Origin of the sequence: Sphingomonas sp. (assembly GCF_036387535.1) — a bacterium.
Lineage (GTDB): Bacteria > Pseudomonadota > Alphaproteobacteria > Sphingomonadales > Sphingomonadaceae > Sphingomonas_R.
In genome coordinates this window covers 1-18,737 of record NZ_DASVTO010000081.1, presented here as the reverse complement: position 1 = coordinate 18,737, position 18,737 = coordinate 1, and the positions used below count along the sequence as shown (strand labels likewise).

The window sequence follows — 18,737 nt, the reverse complement described above, 5'->3', positions numbered from 1 at the left end:
TGGACGCGGAGGCGCAGATGCGGTGCGCCGCGGCGTTCCTGATGGCGCTGTTCGATGCGCCGCGCGACCATTGGTACCCGGCACTGGTGGTGGTTGACGAGGCGCAGTTGTTTGCGCCCGCCGCCGCGGGAGAGGTCGCGGACGATGCGCGCCGCGCGTCGCTCGGCGCGATGACCAACCTCATGTGTCGCGGGCGGAAACGCGGGCTGGCGGGCGTGATCGCGACACAACGCCTTGCCAAGCTCGCGAAGAATGTCGCGGCCGAAGCCTCCAACTTCCTGATGGGGCGCACCTTTCTCGACATCGACATGGCGCGCGCCGCCGATCTGCTCGGCATGGAACGCCGCCAGGCCGAACAGATCCGCGATCTGGAACGCGGGCAGTTCCTGGCGCTCGGTCCCGCGCTCTGCCGGCGCCCGGTCGCGATCCGCATCGGCGCGGTGGAGACGCAGGCGCGCACGTCCAGCCCGAAACTCCTCGATCTCGCGCCCGCCCCGACGGGGGAGGATGCGCAGATGCTGCTGTTCGCCGCCCCGCCGGCGGAACCGCGCGCCGCGCCGCCACCGCCGCCGCCAGCCGCGCCGTCCGCCGATGATCTGATCCGCGACATCGCCCGGCCGTTGCCGATGTCCTCGCTGCTCGATCGGCCACAGGTCAGCAGCGTCGATCGCGACCGCATCGTCGCGACCGTACTGGGCGAGATCGTCGCCGAACCGGACAGTGCCTATCGCTCGCCCGCCATCCTGTTTCAGGATTTCGGCGTGCGCTGCCGCATGCACGGCCTGGCCGATACCGGCTATGACCTCGCCCGCTTCCGCAGTCGGCTGTCGATGGCGCGCGCCGGTCTGGCCGGCGGGATCGCCGACGACACCCGCTTCGCACCGGCCGCCGATGTCGCGCGCGGGCTGGAAGAGGATATGCAGGGCATCTACCTCCTGCTCGCCCGCGCCGCGCTGGACGGCGCGCCCTGCCCCGACGATGCTGAGATTGCGGCGGTCTATGGCACGCATTCGCTCGGCCGCGTCCGCCGTTTGCTCGCCTATCTCCAGACGCAGGGGCTGCTCGCGATCCACACCGACATGCGCGGTGATCGCCGCATCGGTCTGCCTGCGCTCGGCTGGATCACCGCCGCCGCCCCGAGCAGCACGGCCAGCGCCTGAAGCCTTGACGCTTCACCTTTACGCAAACGTAAAGCTTCGCTTGCCTCGCGCCGGCATTTCGATATCGTTACGTGCATGAGCCTTCCTCCCCTGTTCGACCGGCTGCGACTCCCCGTCATCGCATCGCCCCTCTTCATCATCTCGACGCCCGATCTGGTGATCGCGCAGTGCAAGGCCGGGATCGTCGGGTCCTTTCCCGCGCTGAACGCCCGGCCGGCCGGCGTGCTGGACGACTGGCTTGCCCGGATCACGGAGGAACTGGCCGCGCATGATCGCGATCATCCCGACCGGCCGGCTGCGCCGTTCGCCGTCAACCAGATCGTGCACCGCTCCAACGACCGGTTGGAAGCAGATCTTGCCGTATGCGCCCGGTGGAAGGTCCCGATCGTCATCACCTCGCTCGGCGCGCGGGAGGATCTGAACGCCGCCGTCCATGGCTGGGGCGGGATCACGTTGCACGACATCATCGACGATCGCTTCGCGCGCAAGGCGATCGACAAGGGCGCGGACGGGTTGATCGCGGTCGCCGCCGGCGCGGGCGGCCATGCCGGCACCCTGTCGCCGTTCGCGCTGGTGCGGGAAATCCGCGATTGGTTCACCGGGCCGCTGATCCTGTCCGGCGCCATCGCCACCGGGGCGTCCATCCTGGCGGCGCAGGCGCTCGGCGCCGACCTTGCCTATATCGGCTCGCCCTTCATCGCGACGACGGAGGCGAATGCCGATGCCGCCTACAAGCAGGGCATTGTCGACGGCCGCGCCGCCGATATCGTCTACTCCAATCTCTTCACCGGCGTTCACGGCAATTATCTGCGCGCATCGATCGTGGCCGCCGGGCTGGATCCCGACGCCCTTCCGGAGGGGGACCTGAAGACCATGGATTTCGGCACCGGCGCCGGCAAGACGAAGGCGTGGCGCGACATCTGGGGATCGGGCCAGGGGATCGGCGCGATCCAGGCCGTCGAACCCGCCGGGGTGCTGGTCGACCGCTTGGCCGAAGGCTATGCCGCGGCGCGCGCCGATCTCGCCCGCCGGATCGGCTCCTGACCCGTCACGCTATAGCGCACGCTCCAGCCGCCCCATCAACAGCCGCGCCGGGCTGCCTTCGTTCGTCCCGCGCAGGATGTCGGTTTCCAGCCGGCGCACACGCTCGTGCAGATCGCGGCTGGCGCTGATCAGCTGCTGCGCGACCGGGGGCAGCGCCGCGACATCCTCGGGGCTGCTCGCGATCGGGTCCGCCACCGGCCGCGGGGGCTGAACCGCGTCCGGCTGCGTCCGGTACGCCCGCCGCGACAACAGCCAGGCGATCACATGCATCAGGCGTGTCGTCACCTTCAGCGATTCGCACGCGAACAATACCCGTTCCGCGGGTGCCAGCCGGTCGCGCTCCACCCGCCCCTGCTCGTCGAAATAGGCGCGCGCCTCGTCCGCCATCAACAACGCTTCGGTGTGCAGCGCGTCGACCAGGCGTTCGGTCAGGCCATAATGATCGTCGTCGGTCATTCGCCGTCTCCGCACAGTGTCAGCCCCGCCGCATCGCACATGGCGACCCTATGGGAAATGGACAAAGAGGGTAAAAATCGAAGCAGTGCTACCGGTCGCGTGCCCGGGTCAGGCGATGATATCGGGGACCAGCATGTCCTCGGCCTGGGCGATTTCGTCCCGCAGGCGCAGCTTGCGGCGTTTCAGCCGGGCGATCTGCAGTTCGTCGCGCACCGTCGCGCTGTTCAGCGCGGCGATGGCGTCGTCCAGATCGCGATGCTCGATCCGCATGACCTCGATCCGCTGCGCGAGTTCGTCCATGTCGAAATCGTTCCCAAGCCGCTGCGCCCGGATCCCCGGATACGGGCGAACCGGGGCACACTCAAGCCCGTCCGTTGGCGTTTTTCCACTGGTCGCACCGTTTGCTGCAACCCGTCGAAATCGATCGGCAAAGGGCTGACAGCCGGCGCAATCGATGATCTATTGTCTATTCTGACAGTGGCAGAAAGGAGACCATCTCGATGGACACCGGACATGAGTCGGCGCTGAGCGCCAAGCATGCGGGGCTGGATGACATGATCCACGCCGAACGGACGCGGCCCGCGCCCGATACCACCCTGCTCGCCCGCCTCAAGAAACAGAAATTGCGGATCAAGGAAGCGCTGCACCGCAGCTGATCACGTCGCGCGGGGTTCCGGGTCGCACGATGTTCGGCTCGGAACCGTCACGGGGTCGGGACCGCATGATCCCGTCCGGGTCACTTCAGGCCAGGCCGCCACAATTTGCCGGTGGGCGTCAACAGCGTCAGGTTCGTGCCCGGTGACTGCGCGGGCGCCTTGCGCGCCAGCTTCGGGTCGATCGGACGGTCGAACGCAACCCCGAAACGCGGGGCGTTGATCCACGCGATCCGCGCGCCGACCATGCCCACGCTGCGCAACTCCACCGTCACCCGCTCGTCCTTGACGAACGGCTGTTCGGATTCGGCCATCATGCCGCCGGCGGACAGGTTGCGAACCCGCAATGCCACATCCGATCCGTCCGCGCGGATCACCCGCGCCTGCAGGAACATGCTGTCCCGCGCTGCGATCCGCTGATGCAAGGCCGCCTCGGCAGCAAGATCGCATTCGGGATCGAAACGGTCGGGCACGTCCCCCAAACTCCTCTGTACCGGTGGATCGGGCCGATCCGCTCGCGATCAGGCGGGTCTACATCGCCGGGCTGGAGAAATCGTTAACCCGGCGGGGATCATTCTTCGCGCGATACCTTCTCGTTGCGCTCGTGCCGTTCCTGCGCTTCGACCGTCATCGTCGCGATCGGCCGCGCCTCCAGCCGGCCCAGCGAGATCGGCTCACCGGTCACGTCGCAATAGCCATATTCGCCGGCATCGATCCGGCGCAACGCCGCGTCGATCTTGGAAATCAGCTTGCGTTGCCGATCACGCGTCCGCAACTCGATCGACCAGTCCGTCTCGCTGGACGCGCGATCGGTTGAATCGGCTTCGCGCAGCGTATCGGTCTGCAATTGCGCCAATGTACCCTGCGCTTCCCGCAGGATTGCGTCTTTCCAGTCGAGCAGCTTGCGTCGAAAATATTGCTGCTGCGCGGGGTTCATGAACTCTTCGTCCGGCGACGGTCTGTAGTCGGGACGCAGGACATCCTCCTCTACCAGCCCGTCTGCGTCCGGAGCGCCTGTTGCTGCCGTCGCCATCATGGTTTCCGCTCTCCTTCGCCCGTCCGGGACTGATCGGCGTCGATCATGGATCGGCGGGCGTCTGCGCGGGCCTATATCGCCGACACCGGGGTCGCACAAGCAGACGTCATCGGGTTGATCGCGGCTGCCCGCCGGTCATGGCGCACCGTCCGCGTCTTTCTGTGATTCGCGCGTGCCATGCCATGCGAACGACGCCGCGAAACACCGGCATGACGTCGATTTCTCATGTCCCGCAACGGGACGACGAACCGTCCGATCCGGCATCGCCGCCTGACATTTTGTCGCCGCGCCGACAAAAAGAGAGTTAAGGATATTGCGGTTAGGAATTTATTCTGCATTCCCTCGTCTAGAATATGTTGTGCAGCGGCTGGGGACTTCCATCGAAGATCTCGGATCGTACCGGTGGCGCTGAGAAAGAACGAAAGACAGAACCATGTCGGTGAAGATGGCCTTGGCGAAACTCTGTGCCTGCGCCTGCGGTGGCGCGGTCATCGGCGGTGGCGCGGTCCATGTCGCCGAACGGCCGGCGCGCGTCCAATATGCGAAGGTGAAGCCGCAACGCGTCGCCTATCGTCCGCCACCGCCGGCCCGCATCGTCCGCCGGATCCGCCGCACCGTCACCACGACATGCACGCCCGGCACCACCACCATCGTCTCGACCCCCGCCGATCCGCCCTATGATCCGCAGCCGCGCTATGCCGGCGATCCGGGGTTCAGCAGCCAGGGCGGCGGCTTTCCCGTCGTGCTGGGCGGATCCAGCGGTTTCGGCGGCGGTGGGTTCTTCGGCGGCTTCTTCGGCGGCAGTTCCAGCGGAGGCGGCAGCAGCACCGGCAATATCTCCACCACGACCACCAGTTCGTCGAACGGCGTCGTCAGCTCGACGTCCGGGGGCGACATCAGCTCGACCGGATCGACCTCCTCCTCCACCGGTGGCGGAACGACGGTCAATGTCGACCAGAACCAGAACCAGAATCAGTCCTCGGGCGGAAGCTCGACCTCGACTGGCGGCAGTTCCACGTCGACCGGCGGCAGTTCCACCTCGACCGGCGGCAGCTCGACATCGACGGGGGGCAGCTCCACGTCGACCAGCGGCGGATCGACGTCCACCTCCACCAGCGGCGGGTCCACCTCCACCAGCGGTGGCTCGACATCCACGTCGGGCTCCAGTTCGACCAGCGGCAGCTCGTCGACATCCTCCTCCACGTCCGGCAGCACGAGCGGCAGCAGCAGCACGAGCACCAGCACCGGAAGCAGCGGCAGTTCGGGGACCAGCAGCGGTCATGTTCCGCCGCATCATCCGGATGATCCCACGCCCGTACCGGCGCCGCCGATGGTCCTGCTGTTCGGCGCCGCCGCAGCCGCGCTGGTCGCCCGCCGCCAGATCGGCCGTCGCAAGGCGCACGACCGCGCCGAACCCGACGCGGAATAACCTCTTACCGGACATGAAAAACCCCTCCCGGATCGCTCCGGAAGGGGCTGATCGGGGCCGCGTCGGCGGATCCCCTGTTACTTCGCCGTCTTCGGGGCATCGGCGGCGGGCGCCGGTGCCGCAGCGGCAGCCGCGGCATCCAGCTGCGCGGCGGTCATGCCGATCACCGGGCCGCTCTCGCCGGCGGCAAAGGCGCTGACCGGCAACTTCACCTTGTTGTTGGCGGTCGCGACGGTCGCGAACTGCCCGTCGACCGACTCGATCTTGCCGACGGTGCCGCCCTGCTGGTCCATCACGGTCGTCCCCGCCGTGATCTGCGCCGCCAGCTTCGCCTGGCGCTCCGCCGTCGCGCCCGACGCGGCGCTTTCGACCTGTGCCTTGGTCATCGCGATCACGGGTCCGCTCGCGCCATTGGCAAAGGAGGACAGCGGCAGGCGGACTTCGACCGTGCCGGTCGACAGCACCGCGAAGCCGGCATCGACGGACTTGATCGTGCCGACGGTACCGCCAGCGGTATCCGTCACGGTCGCGCCGGTCGTGACCTTCGATGCGGCGCTGCTGGCCGTGGGTGCCGTGGTCGCGGCAGTCTGCGCCTGTGCGCCGCTCGCCATGAGGGCCGCGCCTGCAATGAGAATGAACGTCTTCATGATATGGTCTCCCTTCCGTAATGAAATTGGGGATCGGTATGCGATCTCCAAGCAAAATCGTGTTTTCCGACGATGAAACGCGCCGTCACAGGGATGGAACGAGCCTGTCCTGCTATTGCAGCACCCTGACCCATGCCACCTGACGGCCGGCTGAACCATCCGAAGCAGGCAAATTCTGTCGATGTTCGCGGCTGTTCGGCGCCCGTCCTGCGGACGTGGCGGCCTGCGCATTCACCAGGATCGATCGTGTCGCATCCGCCAGTATCCTGCAATATCGGGCAATATTCGCCCATATTCGCCCGCCTGTCGCGCTGGATCATCTCCTTGTTCTTCATGCCTGCCTTGCCAACGCCGATCATGGGATAGGGTTGCGGATGGGCGGGGTGGCCGCCATAGGATCTCGCCCATGCATGATATCCGCCTGATCCGCGATGATCCCGCCGCATTCGACGCCGGGCTTGCCCGCCGTGGTCTCGCCCCGGAATCGGACGCACTGCTCGCGCACGACGCCGACCGCCGCCGGCTGGCGACCGAATTGCAGGCGGCGCAGACCCGTCGTAACGAGGCATCGAAGGCGATCGGCGCCGCGAAGGCCGCACGCGACGACGCCACCGCGGCGGACCTGATGGCGGAGGTCGCGACGCTCAAGGTCCGCATGCCGGAACTGGAGGCGGAGTCCGCCCGGATCGGCGATACGCTGGACGCCCGCCTCGCCGCCCTGCCCAATCTGCCCGCTGCCGACGTGCCGGACGGCGTGGACGAAGCCGGCAATGTCGAGGTCAAGCGCTGGGGCACCCCCCGCCCGATCGACACTCCCCGCGAACATCCGGATTTCGCCCCCGCGCTTGGCCTGGATTTCGAGGCTGCCGCCGCGATGTCCGGCGCGCGCTTCGCGGTTCTGCGCGGTCAGATGGCCCGCCTCAACCGCGCCCTGGGGCAGTTCATGCTCGATCGCCAGACCGAACGGAACGGCTATATCGAGGTCGCACCACCGCTCCTGGTGCGCGGGGATGCGCTGTTCGGCACCGGGCAGCTGCCGAAATTCGCCGACGACCTGTTCCGTACCACGGACGATCGCTGGCTGATCCCGACGGCGGAAGTCAGCCTCACCAATCTCGTGCGCGACTCCATCCTCGACGAAACGGCACTGCCGCTGCGCTACACCGCGCTCACGCCCTGCTTCCGGTCGGAGGCCGGGGCCGCCGGCCGCGATACCCGCGGCCTGATCCGCCAGCATCAGTTCGAAAAGGTCGAAATGGTCGCGATCGTCGCCGCGGATCGATCGATGGAGGAACTGGAACGCATGACCCAGGCCGCCGAATCGATCCTGGAGGCACTCGACCTTCCCTATCGCCGGCTGCTGCTCTGCACCGGCGACATGGGCTTTACCGCGCTCAAGACCTATGATCTGGAGGTCTGGCTGCCTGGTCAGAACCGTTACCGCGAAATCTCCAGCTGCTCCAACTGCGGCGATTTCCAGGCGCGCCGCATGGCCGCGCGCTATCGCCCGACCGGGGATGCGAAGGGCACGCGTTTCGTCCACACGCTCAACGGCTCCGGCCTGGCGGTCGGCCGCACGCTGGTCGCGGTTCTGGAAAATTATCAGCAGCCCGACGGATCGGTGATCGTGCCCGACGCCTTGCGCCCCTATGCCAAGCTCGACCGACTGGACCCTGCCTGATGCGCATCCTGCTCACCAATGACGATGGCATCGACGCGCGCGGGCTGAAGGTGCTGGAAACGATCGCGCGCCGCTTTTCCGACGACATCATCGTCGTCGCGCCGTCGGAGGAACAATCCGGCGCCGGCCATTCGCTGACGCTCAACCGCCCGGTCCGCATCCGCAGGCATGGCGATCGCCGCTTCTCCGTCACCGGCACCCCGACCGACAGCGTGATGGTCGCGCTGCTGGAACTGACGCCCGACGGCAAGCCCGATCTGGTCCTGTCCGGGGTCAACCGCGGCGCCAATCTGGGCGAGGACGTCACCTACTCCGGCACGGTTTCCGCCGCGATGGAAGGGGCGCTGGCCGGCATCCCCTCGATCGCGCTCAGCCAGGTCTATGCGCGCGAGGCGATGGGCGACAGCGTTCCGTTCGAAGCCGCGATCGCTTGGGGCGAGCGTGTCCTGCGCCCGCTGATCGACCGGTCGTTCGTGCCGGGCACGCTGGTCAACGTCAACTTTCCCGCCCTTCCCGCCGATGCGGTCAAGGGCGTCCGCGTCGTGTCCCAAGGGATTCGCGACTATGGCCGCGGTACGCTGGTCAAGGGCACCGACCCGCGCGGCTTTCCCTATTACTGGTTCGGCCTCGGCCCCGCCGTCCATACGCCGGCGCACTCCACCGATCTGGAGGCGATCGACGACGGCTATATCGCCGTGACCCCGCTCCACCTCGATCTCACCCACGGCCCCTCGCTTGCGGAACTGCGCGCGCTATATTGACCCCCCCATCGTCACCCGAAGACCGCCCACTTCGGCTGGAGCAGCAACCCTGAATGCCTGATCCGTCCATCCCGAGCGCAGTCGAGGGCCCCTTCGAGCGTAGCCGAGAAGCCAACTTAGAACCCCTCGGCTATGCTCGCGGCGATCCCTCGACTACGCTCGGGATGGACGGATGTGGCAGGTCGCTCGATGTCGCATGTATGGGCGCTATGCGTCGCCTCGTCCCCCTGCTGGCCCTGGGTCTCACCGCCTGCATCCCAAGCGCGCGGGCCGATCCGCCCGGCCTGTTCGATGCGCCCGCCCCAGCGGCCGAAGCCCCCGCCCACGCCGACGATCCACCCGCCCGCCGCCCATCTCCATCTGATACCGACGCCCCGATCCGCACCGTCGCGCTGGGCGACACGCCCTCCACCCCGCCGCAGGTCGCCGATCCCCCCGCCGCCTGGGTCGCGCGCAAGGTCGTGCCCGATGCAGTCGACGTGCCCGAGGGCCGCTACACCGTCCAGCCCGGCGATTCGCTCCGCCGCATCTCGGATCGCACCGGCGCGGGGTCGGAGGCGATCGCCCGCGCCAATGAACTTGCCGCGCCCTTCATCGTCCGGCGGGGTCAGGTGCTGCGCATTCCGGGCGGCCGCTATCACCATGTCCGGGCGGGCGAAACCGGCATTGCCATCGCCCGCGCCTATGGCACCGCCTGGGACCGGGTGATCGCGCTCAACGATCTCGCCGCGCCCTATGTGCTGCGGCTGGGCCAGCGCCTGCTGATCCCCAGCGCGAAGGAAGTCCGCCAGATGACGCTGGAGGAGCGCGCGGCGGCGTTCAAGCTTGATATCGACGATCTCATCACCGGCTCCGAACCCGCGCTCGCCGCCAATGCCAAGCCCGCCGCGCCGGTCCGCACCGCCCGCCGCGCGGTGCCCTCCACGGTGCCGGTGCAGGCGCCGACCCGCTTCACCGGCCGGTTCGATTGGCCGCTGTCCGGTCCGATCCTCGCCCGCTTCGGACCGCAGGGCCAGGGCCGCGTCAACGAAGGCATCAACATCGGGGTGCCGGCCGGCACCCCGATCCTGGCCGCGGCGGACGGCGTGGTCGCCTATGTCGGGTCCGAGATCGCGGTCTATGGCGGCCTCATCCTCATCAAGCATGGCGGCGGCTGGATCACCACCTACGGCCATGCCGAACAATTGCTCGTCACCCGCGGCCAGGCGGTGAAACGCGGCCAGATCATCGGCCGCGCCGGCGAAACCGGCTCCGCCCGCGAACCCCAGCTCCACTTCGAAATCCGCCAGGGCAGGCGCCCGGTCGATCCGTTCGGGCAACTGCCGCGGCGGGGGTAAATGCATGTGCCTGCCCGCCTTGGGAGCGGCTGCCGCTGTGCAGAGGCGTACGAGCCAACACCAGATCCTGTGTCGCCCCGGCCTTGAGCCGGGGCCCCGCTTCTCTCCTGCTCTTCTGGATCAGGGCAGCGTGCCGAACAGATCCTGCCATTCGGGATTGCCACGCTCGATCAATGCGAATTTCCATTCGCGCCGCCAGCGCTTCAATCGCTTCTCGTGCGCGATGCAGCCCGCGATGTCCTCCCCGCGCTCGGCCCAGACCAGTCGCGTCAGACCATATCGCGCGCAATGATCGGATCCCTCGCCCATGCGGTGTTGGTAGACACGCGTTGCAAGACCGGCCGTTACACGACATACATCGCCCCGCGATACCGGTCGGCCATGATGTAGACCCATCCGCCGCGCATGGTGCCGTTCATCATCGGATAGTCAGAACAAGCGGGGCCCCGGGTCAAGCCCGGGGCGACGAGGAAGTCGATAGCGCCTGCAACCGCCCCCCTCGCAAAATGCCCCGACATCGACTATCTGGCGCGTTCCCATGGCAACCATTCTCCCCTCCCCGCCAAAGATCGGCATGGTCTCGCTCGGCTGTCCGAAGAATCTGGTCGACAGCGAACGCATTCTGACCAAGCTGCGCGCCGACGGCTATGCGATGTCGCCCGATTATGCGGGCGCGGACGTGGTGCTGGTCAACACCTGCGGCTTCCTCGATTCCGCGAAGGAGGAGAGCCTGGACGCGATCGGCGAGGCGATGGCCGAGAATGGCCGCGTCATCGTCACCGGTTGCATGGGGCGCGAGGCGGAGACGATCCGCGCGCGCTTCCCCGGCATCCTCGCGATCACGGGCGCGCAGGCCTATGAGCAGGTCGTCGGCGCGGTCTATGACGCCGCGCCGATGCCGCCCTCGGCCTTCCTCAACCTGGTGCCCGAACGCGACCTGAAGCTGACCCCGCGCCATTACAGCTATCTGAAGATCTCGGAGGGCTGCAATCACCGCTGCTCCTTCTGCATCATCCCGGCGATCCGCGGCGATCTCGTCAGCCGCCGCCCCGACGCGATCCTGCGCGAGGCGGAGAAGCTGGTCGCCGCCGGCACCCGCGAACTGCTCGTGATCAGCCAGGATACCTCCGCCTACGGGCTCGACCTGCGCCACGCCGAATGGCCGTGGAAGGGCGCGCCCGTCCGCGCGCACATGACCGATCTCGCCCGCGAACTTGGCAAGCTCGGTGCCTGGGTGCGGCTGCACTATGTCTATCCCTATCCGCATGTCGACCGCGTGATCCCGCTGATGGCGGACGGCCTCGTCCTCCCCTATCTCGACATCCCGTTCCAGCATGCCGCGCCGTCGGTGTTGCGTCGGATGAAGCGGCCCGCGAACGACGCCAAGGTGCTCGAACGGCTGGCGAACTGGCGCAGCATCTGCCCCGACATCGCCGTCCGCTCCTCCTTCGTCGTCGGCTTTCCGGGCGAAACCGAGGCGGATTTCCAATATCTGCTCGACTGGCTCACCGAGGCGCAGCTCGACCGCGTCGGCGCGTTCCGTTTCGAGCCCGTGGCCGGCGCCGCCGCCAACGACCTGCCCGGCGCCGTGCCGGAGGCGGTGAAGGAGGAACGCTACGCCCGCATCATGGAGCATACCGCCCTGATCTCCGCGGCCAAGCTCCAGCACAAGATCGGCCGCACGCTCGACGTCATCATCGACGCGGTCGACCCTGAGGACGGCGGCGCCACCGGCCGCTCCCGCGCCGACGCCCCGGAAATCGACGGCGAGGTCCACCTTCGCGATGCCGGCCACCTCCAGCAGGGCGACATCGTCGCCGTCGAAATCGAGGATGCCGACGAGCATGACCTGTTCGGGGTGCCGCTGATCTGAGGCCATAACCCTGATATCTGACCCGTTCATCCCGAGCGCAGTCGAGTGCCGTGACACAGGCGCAGCGTGGCGTGTGTCGACCTGGCTCGACACGAACGGATATCAGGGTTGAATTGGGGGGGCCACCCCTCACCCTTGGTCGCCCCGCAAACGTCAGGGCCTCCCTGCGGCAGGCACTGACCACGCCAAAGGCGATCCCGGGCTGCGCCGGGATGATGGCAGAGCGGCAAGGGAGGAGCCGCGCGCGCCCACAACGGCATTGAGCCGCCCACCCATCCCGCCTATCGCTCCCGCATGACCCTCCACATCCTCGTCACCGGCAGCAGCCGCGGCATCGGCCAGGCGATCGTCGAACGGTTCGCGGGCGACGACGTCCGCATCGTCGGCCATGCCACCACCCCCGGCGCCGGGCGGATCGCCGCCGATCTGTCGACACCCGCCGGTGCGACCGCGCTCTGGAACATGGCGCTGACGCAGCTCGACAACCGGATCGATGTCCTCATCAACAATGCCGGCGTCTTCGAAGCCGCCCCCGTCGACATGGCCGACGCCGACTGGAGCGATGCCTGGGCGCGCACGATGCAGATCAACCTGACCGCCGCCGCGGAACTCTGCCGCCGCGCCGTCCTCCACATCCGCACGCGGCACGGCGGCGGCCGGATCGTCAATGTCGCCAGCCGTGCGGCCTATCGTGGCGACAGCCCCGCCCACTGGCATTATGCGGCGTCCAAGGCCGGCATGGTCGCGATGACCAAGTCGATTGCGCGCGGCCATGCGAAGGAAGATGTGCTCGCCTTCGCGGTCTGCCCCGGCTTCACCATGACCGGCATGGCCGACGACTATCTTGCCAGTCGCGGCGGCGATGCGCTGCTGGCCGATATCCCGCTCGGCCGGGTCGCGATGCCGGCGGAGGTCGCCGAGGCGGTCCGCTTCCTGTCACTCGACGCCCCGCCGTCGATGACCGGCGCCATCCTCGACATCAATGGAGCCAGCTATGTCCGCTGACCTGCCCGACTGGACCGCGACCCAGGCGTCGGAAAGCTGGAAGCTCGTCCTGCCCTGCACCAAGGCGGAGGCCGATGCGATCGCGGAGGATATCGGCGCGCTCGCCGATCTCGATCCGCCGCCCACGGTCATGACCAGCGAGCCCGATCCCGCGCGCCCGGACGACTGGCTGCTGGAGGCCTATTTCGAAGGCGAACCCGGCGCCGCGGCGATCCGCCTGGTCCGTGCGCTCGCGCCCAGCGCCGACCGCGTCGACTATGAACTGGACCGGGTGCCGGATGCCGATTGGGTGACGCTCAGCCAGGCGTTCCTGGAACCGATCGTCGCGGGCCGGTTCTTCGTCCACACCGCCGCCCATGCCGATGCCGTGCCCGCCGGCGTCACTGCCTTCCATATCGAAGCGGGGCGCGCATTCGGCACCGGCCATCATGAAACCACCACCGGCTGCCTGCACATGATCGATGGGCTGAAGACGCGCGGCCACCGCTTCCGCGCCATCGCCGATATCGGCACCGGCACCGGCCTGCTCGCCTTCGCCGCCCGTGCCTGCTGGCCGCGTGCTGCCGTGATCGCGTCGGACATCGATCCGATCTCGATCGCCGTCACCGCCGAAAATGCCGCGATGAACGCCATTCCGGTCGGCACGGGCTCCGGCGCGGTCGCGCTGGTGACCGCGCCGGGCCTCGCCGATCCGCGGCTTATCGCGCGCGCGCCCTATGATCTGCTGATCGCCAACATCCTGGCCGGTCCGCTGATCGCGCTGGCGCCCGCGCTGTCGGCCGCGCTGCAACCCGGCGGCTCGCTGATCCTCGCCGGACTGCTGGATGTCCAGGCGGATCGCGTCACCGCCGCCTATCGCCGCCACGGCCTTCGCCTTGCGGAACGGATCGACACCGGCGACTGGCCCACGCTCCGCCTCGTCAAGCGCCTTTCCGCGCGCCCGCGCACCCTGCCCGCGCGCCGCGACACGGGCCTCGGCGACTGGAGCAGCGACGGCGCGTGATCGCGGCGCGCCTTTACGGCTACCCCGCCTTGCTCAACGCATGATCCTGCGTGCCCCAGTTGTAGACCAGATCCCGGGACAGCACCTCTGCGGGTTCCAGATCCGGTTCATTGGCCAGTTCGGCATAGAGCGGGGCAAAGTCGGTTTCCACCGCGGCCTTCAACAGCGCGTCGAAACTCGGAATCACGAAATAGCTCTGCTGATAATCGTCGATCCGGTAGCGGGTCCGCATCACCCGTTTCAGGTCGAATCCGATCCGGTTGGGGCTGTCGCTGTCCAGCGCGAACCGGCTCTCGCCCGCGCTCGATACGATACCCGATCCATAGATGCGCAGTGCGCCATCCTCGCGCACCAGCCCGAACTCGACCGTGTACCAATATAGGCGCGCCAGCTTGTCCAGCGCATCATGCGCCATCGCCCGCTGCCCGCCCTGTCCATATAGCTGGATGAAATCCGCGAAGACCGGGTCGGCCAGCATCGGCACATGCCCGAACACATCGTGGAACACGTCCGGTTCCTGCAGATAGTCCAGCTGATCCGGCCGCCGGATGAAATTGCCCGCCACGAACCGCCGGTTCGCCAGATGATCGAAGAATACCGCGTCGGGCACCAGCCCCGGCACCGCCACCACCTGCCATCCCGTCGCGCGCATCAGCCGCTCGGACAGTTCCGCAAAGTCCGGAATCCCGGGCTTGGACAGCTTCAGCACGTCCAGTCCCTTCAGGAACGTCTCGCTCGCCCGCCCCGGCAACAGCGCGGACTGCCGCTCGAACAGGATATCCCACGTCCGGTGTTCCTCCGCCGTATAATGCGACCAATCCTGCGGGATCGTCCAATCGGCGGCGGGGGCGGCGCTGTTCGTTTCCATGGAAACGATCCTAACATGCCACATCCAAACCGCCAAAGCGGCTTCGCTCTATCGGTGAAATCCATGTCACCAACGGCGCCCCGCTTTTTCCGCGCATACCCCAAATGGATGATGAACATCACGCGAAAACATGGTCTGGGATCGATGATGAAATGGGGAAATGACATGATAGCTAGAAAAGTCATAGCCGTGCTGGTCGCTTTGCTGGCCGCTACGCCCGGCTCCGCGAGCTTGGTGATATCCAGCCTCAATGCGGCCGATGGCGATGAAAATATTCGATTACACAGCTATCTGCCAAATGATCTGATCCAGGCGAGTTCCGATGGATCCTCCGTGAACGTAAAAACCGACCTTGGCGTAAACAAGATCGCCGCGCGCGATGAAAATGGGGGGGGGGTAGAAGCAGGATCGCTCTGGGGTGCCAATTTCAGGGTTGGCAGTGACGTCGCAGGTCCGGTACGTGTCACCTTCTCGGTGAGGGTCGATGGATCTGCGACACCCTTAATCGTTCCACAGGAGGATCTGGACGACGAAGATCCACCCATTGCTTTCAACTACTTTCTGAACGCCGTAGGTGGCCGTGTCGGCTCTTTCGATACCGATCAGTCCGATGGCGACATCGATGCCATGTTTGACGGCAACCATCCCGTTCTCGCCTCCAACATACTCTGCGCTGGGGAAAGCTGTGGCTTTGACGACTATGATTCACTGCTGGCGTTGCAATTTGACGTAGCTGCTGGGGAAGAGTTTTTCGTCTACGGCCTCTTACAGCTGAGCGATCTGCATTATGCCAATTTTGCATTTGCCAACACCGCGCTCCTTCAAGGTATCACGCTGAGCAATAACGCGACCTTGACATCCGATACCGGGTTACTCGTCCAAGGCCCGGACGGCAGTTTCAATTTCCAATCTGCACTTACGGCGGCTGCCGTACCCGAGCCGTCGCAATGGGCTCTGATCATCCTCGGCTTTGCCATGATCGGATATGCACTTCGTGGCGACGTCAGACGTCATGCACCAGACTTGAAGTTTCTCGCATAATCCAGATCACGGCATAGTAATAACCGGTTCCGGTTTCCACGTTGGCCGATCTCGGTGGCGGGCACGACCGAATTGAACTTTTCGGTCGTGCCCGCCAAGCCGTCTATGACAGCAAAGTTTCCAGCGCGATCGGAAACCGCCGCGGCCGGATGCCGGTCGCGTGCCACACGGCGTTCGCGACCGCGCCGGCACTGCCCGTGATCCCGATCTCGCCCACGCCCTTGATGCCCAGCGCGTTCACATGCGGGTCGTCCTCCGGCACCTGGATGCAGGTGATCGACGGCACGTCGGCATTCACCGGCACATGATAATCGCCCAGATTGGCGTTCATGATCCGGCCGGTCCGCGGGTCGACGATCGCCTGTTCGTGCAGGGCAAAGGACACGCCCCAGATCATGCCGCCATAGAGCTGGCTGTCCACCATGCGCGGGTTGATCACCCGTCCCGCCGCGAACGCGCCCACCATCCGCGTCACGCGGATCTGGCCCAGGTCGGGATCGACCGCCACTTCGGCGAACACCGCTCCGTGCGCGTGCAGCGAATAGGCCTCGGCCGCCGGATCCTGCGCGCTGCTGCCGGTCCCTTCCACCTCGCTCCGCCCCGCACGCCACAGGATATCGACATAGGATTCGCCGCGGCTCGGGTCGTCCCGGCGGATCAGCCTGCCGCCTTCCGCAACCACGCCGGCATTGCCCGCACCGTAGAGCGGCGATTGCGCATCGTTGGTCGCCAGCGCGGCCAGTTCGGCGATCACCGCCGCGCCCGCCTCATGGATCGCCATCCCCGCCGTCGCGGTATGACCGGATCCACCAGCGATGCCGGCATCGGGCAGATCGGAACTGCCCGACCGGAACTCCGTCTCCGCCAGGTCCAGCCCCAGGCTGTCCGCCGCGATCTGCGCCAGCGCGGTCCACGCGCCCTGGCCCATGTCCTGCGCGCCGATCTCCACCGTGCCACGCCCGTCGTCGCGGATCACCGCGCGGGCGTTGCCGGCAAACATCAGCGCGGGGAAGATCGCCGTGCCCATGCCCCACCCGATGCGCAGGCCGTTCGCGTCGCGCATCGTCCCCGGCGCGATCGGCCGCCCGGCCCAGCCGAACCGCTCCGCCGCCTGCGCATAGCATTCGCGCAGCGCCTTGGAGGAAAATGGCCGGCCGGACATCGGATCGACCTCGGCATAATTGGCAAGGCGAAAGGCGAGCGGATCCATCCCGCACGCATGCGCTGCCTCGTCGATCGCGCATTCCAGTGCGATCGATCCGGTCGCCTCACCCGGTGCGCGCATGAAGCCGGGCGTCCCCGAATGGACGCGCACCGCGTCATGGCTCGTCGCGATCGCCGGGCTGGCGTAGATCGATTGCGAACTGCCCGACGCCGGCTCGAAGAAATCGTCGAACAGGCTGGATGCGGTGCGGGTATGATGGCGCAGCGCCGTCAGCCGCCCGTCGGCATCGGCCCCGACCTGCACCGTCTGGCGCGTCGGCCCGCGGTGGCTGACCGGCCCGTACATCTGTTCCCGCCGCAGAACCAGCTTGACCGGCCTACCCACCAGCCGCGCGGCCAGGATCCCCAGGATCATCGGCCCGGAAATCAGGCCCTTCGATCCGAAACCGCCCCCAAGATAGGGGCTGCGGATCAGGATGTCGTCCGGATCGATCCCGAACAGTCCGGCGATCCGTTGCTGCGCCATCGTCATGCCCTGGCTCGGCATGTCGATGGTCAACCGGTCGCCATCCCACATCGCCACGATGGCATGCGGCTCCATCGCATTGTGATATTGCGGCGGCGTTTCATATTGCGCGTCGATCCGCATGCTGGCTGCGGCCAGTGCTCCGTCGACATCGCCCTTCGCCATCGCCGCCGGCTGCCCCGCACCGACGGCCTGCGGCACGAACGGCTTGGCCGCGTCCAGCCCGACCCGCGGCGTCTCGGCGACATAGGTCGGCGCCAGCAGCGCGGCGCCCTCGGTCGCCGCCTCCAGCGATGTCGCGATCACCACCGCGATCGGCTGATGCGCGTAGCGGACACGGTCATTCTGGAGCAGGTCCAGCCGGAACATGAACCCATGCAGCTTCGCGTCCGGATCCTGGGCCAGCGCGGGGCGGTTCTCCGGCGTCATCACGGCGACCACGCCGGGATGCGCCTCGGCCGCGGCGCGGTCCAGCGTCGCGACCCGGCCATGCGCGATCGCGCTGACCGCCATCACCGCATGCAACATGCCGTCCGGATGGTTGTCCGCGGCATAGGTCGCGCGCCCGGTCACCTTCAACGGCCCTTCGGCTCGCGTCAGCGGTTGCCCGATATTGGATCCGTGACGCCGGTGCAGCGGCGCCGTGTTGAGCAGGACATCAACCATGAACGATTTCTCCGGCCAGGGCGGCAAGGGGCGACGCGGGCAGCGCCGGCAGGCGATCGGGCGTCCCCGCCGCCGCACGCAGGAACGTTCGGACGACGATCCGCCGCGCCAGCGCGATCTTGAAACCATTGCCTCCGGACGGTGCGGCATCCGCCAGCGCAACCTCCGCCGCGCGCTCGAACGCGGCGCGGTCCGGCACGGCGTCGATCAGCACCGCTTCGGCCGCGGCGGCACGCCACGGTTTGTGCGCCACCCCGCCCAGCGCCAGCCTCGCCTGACGGATGCGGCCATCGGCCATGTCGAGCCCCGCGGCGGCGGACACCACCGCAAAGGCATAGGATGTCCGTTCCCGCACCTTGATGTACCGGGAATGCCCGGCAAACGCCT

General features: G+C 67.3%; 19 protein-coding genes and 2 pseudogenes. 11 read left to right on the top strand and 10 right to left on the bottom strand.

The window, feature by feature from the left end:
* Both VF649_RS07480 and VF649_RS07475 read left to right on the top strand, forming a co-directional pair.
* Window positions 1-1,160, top strand: a 1,160-nt coding sequence (locus VF649_RS07480; protein ID WP_331011335.1) for an ATP-binding protein, incomplete at its 5' end; no start/stop codon positions are given.
* A gap of 75 nt (window positions 1,161-1,235) precedes the next feature.
* A complete protein-coding gene (locus tag VF649_RS07475; protein ID WP_331011334.1) occupies window positions 1,236-2,204 on the top strand; it encodes a nitronate monooxygenase family protein in 969 nt (322 codons plus the stop codon).
* A 9-nt stretch (window positions 2,205-2,213) separates the two neighbouring features.
* On the opposite strand, the gene VF649_RS07470 is transcribed toward VF649_RS07475, so the two are convergent.
* Window positions 2,214-2,660, bottom strand: coding sequence for a DUF1465 family protein (locus VF649_RS07470; RefSeq protein WP_331011333.1), 447 nt, complete (start codon window positions 2,658-2,660; stop codon window positions 2,214-2,216).
* 108 nt (window positions 2,661-2,768) lie between these two features.
* Window positions 2,769-2,960: a YdcH family protein gene (locus VF649_RS07465; protein ID WP_331011332.1), complete on the bottom strand. Its 192-nt coding sequence runs from the start codon at window positions 2,958-2,960 to the stop codon at window positions 2,769-2,771.
* A 200-nt stretch (window positions 2,961-3,160) separates the two neighbouring features.
* Here VF649_RS07465 and VF649_RS07460 point away from each other — a divergent pair, with 200 nt between their 5' ends.
* Window positions 3,161-3,316, top strand: coding sequence for a YdcH family protein (locus tag VF649_RS07460; RefSeq protein WP_331011331.1), 156 nt, complete (start codon window positions 3,161-3,163; stop codon window positions 3,314-3,316).
* 80 nt (window positions 3,317-3,396) lie between these two features.
* Here VF649_RS07460 and VF649_RS07455 read toward each other — a convergent pair whose 3' ends face one another.
* Window positions 3,397-3,786: a PilZ domain-containing protein gene (locus VF649_RS07455; RefSeq protein WP_331011330.1), complete on the bottom strand. Its 390-nt coding sequence runs from the start codon at window positions 3,784-3,786 to the stop codon at window positions 3,397-3,399.
* A 98-nt stretch (window positions 3,787-3,884) separates the two neighbouring features.
* The gene (gene dksA, locus VF649_RS07450) at window positions 3,885-4,250 is read right to left on the bottom strand and encodes an RNA polymerase-binding protein DksA (RefSeq protein ID WP_331011336.1); all 366 of its coding nucleotides are present in this window, start codon (window positions 4,248-4,250) and stop codon (window positions 3,885-3,887) included.
* A 532-nt stretch (window positions 4,251-4,782) separates the two neighbouring features.
* On the opposite strand from dksA, the gene VF649_RS07445 reads away from it, so the two are divergent.
* Window positions 4,783-5,778, top strand: a complete 996-nt coding sequence (locus tag VF649_RS07445) for a PEP-CTERM sorting domain-containing protein (protein WP_331011329.1) — start codon at window positions 4,783-4,785, stop codon at window positions 5,776-5,778.
* Between the two features lie 77 nt (window positions 5,779-5,855).
* On the opposite strand, the gene VF649_RS07440 is transcribed toward VF649_RS07445, so the two are convergent.
* Window positions 5,856-6,425, bottom strand: a complete 570-nt coding sequence (locus VF649_RS07440) for a hypothetical protein (RefSeq protein WP_331011328.1) — start codon at window positions 6,423-6,425, stop codon at window positions 5,856-5,858.
* Complete coding sequence (locus VF649_RS07435) at window positions 6,422-6,784, bottom strand: hypothetical protein (protein WP_331011327.1); 363 nt, start codon at window positions 6,782-6,784, stop codon at window positions 6,422-6,424. Before VF649_RS07435 ends, VF649_RS07440 begins: the two co-directional genes overlap by 4 nt.
* A gap of 47 nt (window positions 6,785-6,831) precedes the next feature.
* On the opposite strand from VF649_RS07435, the gene serS reads away from it, so the two are divergent.
* The 3 genes from serS to VF649_RS07420 all read left to right on the top strand — a co-directional run bounded on the left by serS (window position 6,832) and on the right by VF649_RS07420 (window position 10,204).
* On the top strand, window positions 6,832-8,106 hold the full coding sequence (serS, locus tag VF649_RS07430) for a serine--tRNA ligase (protein WP_331011326.1): 1,275 nt from the start codon (window positions 6,832-6,834) through the stop codon (window positions 8,104-8,106).
* Complete coding sequence (gene surE, locus VF649_RS07425) at window positions 8,106-8,867, top strand: 5'/3'-nucleotidase SurE (RefSeq protein ID WP_331011325.1); 762 nt, start codon at window positions 8,106-8,108, stop codon at window positions 8,865-8,867. The genes serS and surE overlap by 1 nt, the downstream gene beginning before the upstream one ends.
* 209 nt (window positions 8,868-9,076) lie before the next feature.
* The gene (locus VF649_RS07420; protein WP_331011324.1) at window positions 9,077-10,204 is read left to right on the top strand and encodes a M23 family metallopeptidase; all 1,128 of its coding nucleotides are present in this window, start codon (window positions 9,077-9,079) and stop codon (window positions 10,202-10,204) included.
* 120 nt (window positions 10,205-10,324) lie between these two features.
* Here the strand turns inward: VF649_RS07420 and VF649_RS07415 are convergent.
* A pseudogene (locus tag VF649_RS07415) lies at window positions 10,325-10,623 on the bottom strand (GIY-YIG nuclease family protein).
* Between the two features lie 119 nt (window positions 10,624-10,742).
* On the opposite strand from VF649_RS07415, the gene rimO reads away from it, so the two are divergent.
* From rimO to VF649_RS07400, 3 genes are all read left to right on the top strand, one after another.
* Entirely contained in the window at window positions 10,743-12,077 is a 1,335-nt protein-coding gene (rimO, locus tag VF649_RS07410; protein ID WP_331011323.1) for a 30S ribosomal protein S12 methylthiotransferase RimO, read from the top strand.
* A gap of 294 nt (window positions 12,078-12,371) precedes the next feature.
* The gene (locus tag VF649_RS07405; protein WP_331011322.1) at window positions 12,372-13,082 is read left to right on the top strand and encodes an SDR family oxidoreductase; all 711 of its coding nucleotides are present in this window, start codon (window positions 12,372-12,374) and stop codon (window positions 13,080-13,082) included.
* Complete coding sequence (locus VF649_RS07400; RefSeq protein WP_331011321.1) at window positions 13,072-14,085, top strand: 50S ribosomal protein L11 methyltransferase; 1,014 nt, start codon at window positions 13,072-13,074, stop codon at window positions 14,083-14,085. The genes VF649_RS07405 and VF649_RS07400 overlap by 11 nt, the downstream gene beginning before the upstream one ends.
* 19 nt (window positions 14,086-14,104) lie before the next feature.
* Here VF649_RS07400 and phhA read toward each other — a convergent pair whose 3' ends face one another.
* Window positions 14,105-14,953, bottom strand: a complete 849-nt coding sequence (gene phhA, locus VF649_RS07395; RefSeq protein ID WP_331011320.1) for a phenylalanine 4-monooxygenase — start codon at window positions 14,951-14,953, stop codon at window positions 14,105-14,107.
* A 111-nt stretch (window positions 14,954-15,064) separates the two neighbouring features.
* Between phhA and VF649_RS07390 the strand changes: the two genes are divergently transcribed.
* A complete protein-coding gene (locus VF649_RS07390) occupies window positions 15,065-15,994 on the top strand; it encodes a PEPxxWA-CTERM sorting domain-containing protein (RefSeq protein ID WP_331011319.1) in 930 nt (309 codons plus the stop codon).
* Between the two features lie 103 nt (window positions 15,995-16,097).
* On the opposite strand, the gene VF649_RS07385 is transcribed toward VF649_RS07390, so the two are convergent.
* Complete coding sequence (locus VF649_RS07385; protein WP_331011318.1) at window positions 16,098-18,350, bottom strand: xanthine dehydrogenase family protein molybdopterin-binding subunit; 2,253 nt, start codon at window positions 18,348-18,350, stop codon at window positions 16,098-16,100.
* A pseudogene (locus tag VF649_RS07380) lies at window positions 18,343-18,737 on the bottom strand (hypothetical protein); the annotation flags it as partial. The pseudogene VF649_RS07380 and the gene VF649_RS07385, both read right to left, overlap by 8 nt.

Excerpts from the sequence above, each read along its gene's own strand:
- VF649_RS07435 (WP_331011327.1), bottom strand. The coding sequence starts at position 6,784 with ATGATCGGCGTTGGCAAGGCAGGCATGAAGAACAAGGAGATGATCCAG.
- VF649_RS07400 (WP_331011321.1), top strand. The coding sequence starts at position 13,072 with ATGTCCGCTGACCTGCCCGACTGGACCGCGACCCAGGCGTCGGAAAGC.
- VF649_RS07405 (WP_331011322.1), top strand. The coding sequence starts at position 12,372 with ATGACCCTCCACATCCTCGTCACCGGCAGCAGCCGCGGCATCGGCCAG.
- VF649_RS07385 (WP_331011318.1), bottom strand. The coding sequence starts at position 18,350 with ATGGTTGATGTCCTGCTCAACACGGCGCCGCTGCACCGGCGTCACGGA.
- VF649_RS07390 (WP_331011319.1), top strand. The coding sequence starts at position 15,065 with ATGAACATCACGCGAAAACATGGTCTGGGATCGATGATGAAATGGGGA.
- VF649_RS07470 (WP_331011333.1), bottom strand. The coding sequence starts at position 2,660 with ATGACCGACGACGATCATTATGGCCTGACCGAACGCCTGGTCGACGCG.
- surE (WP_331011325.1), top strand. The coding sequence starts at position 8,106 with ATGCGCATCCTGCTCACCAATGACGATGGCATCGACGCGCGCGGGCTG.
- VF649_RS07440 (WP_331011328.1), bottom strand. The coding sequence starts at position 6,425 with ATGAAGACGTTCATTCTCATTGCAGGCGCGGCCCTCATGGCGAGCGGC.
- VF649_RS07465 (WP_331011332.1), bottom strand. The coding sequence starts at position 2,960 with ATGGACGAACTCGCGCAGCGGATCGAGGTCATGCGGATCGAGCATCGC.
- rimO (WP_331011323.1), top strand. The coding sequence starts at position 10,743 with ATGGCAACCATTCTCCCCTCCCCGCCAAAGATCGGCATGGTCTCGCTC.
- VF649_RS07460 (WP_331011331.1), top strand. The coding sequence starts at position 3,161 with ATGGACACCGGACATGAGTCGGCGCTGAGCGCCAAGCATGCGGGGCTG.
- serS (WP_331011326.1), top strand. The coding sequence starts at position 6,832 with ATGCATGATATCCGCCTGATCCGCGATGATCCCGCCGCATTCGACGCC.
- VF649_RS07445 (WP_331011329.1), top strand. The coding sequence starts at position 4,783 with ATGTCGGTGAAGATGGCCTTGGCGAAACTCTGTGCCTGCGCCTGCGGT.
- VF649_RS07475 (WP_331011334.1), top strand. The coding sequence starts at position 1,236 with ATGAGCCTTCCTCCCCTGTTCGACCGGCTGCGACTCCCCGTCATCGCA.
- VF649_RS07420 (WP_331011324.1), top strand. The coding sequence starts at position 9,077 with ATGCGTCGCCTCGTCCCCCTGCTGGCCCTGGGTCTCACCGCCTGCATC.
- dksA (WP_331011336.1), bottom strand. The coding sequence starts at position 4,250 with ATGAACCCCGCGCAGCAGCAATATTTTCGACGCAAGCTGCTCGACTGG.
- phhA (WP_331011320.1), bottom strand. The coding sequence starts at position 14,953 with ATGGAAACGAACAGCGCCGCCCCCGCCGCCGATTGGACGATCCCGCAG.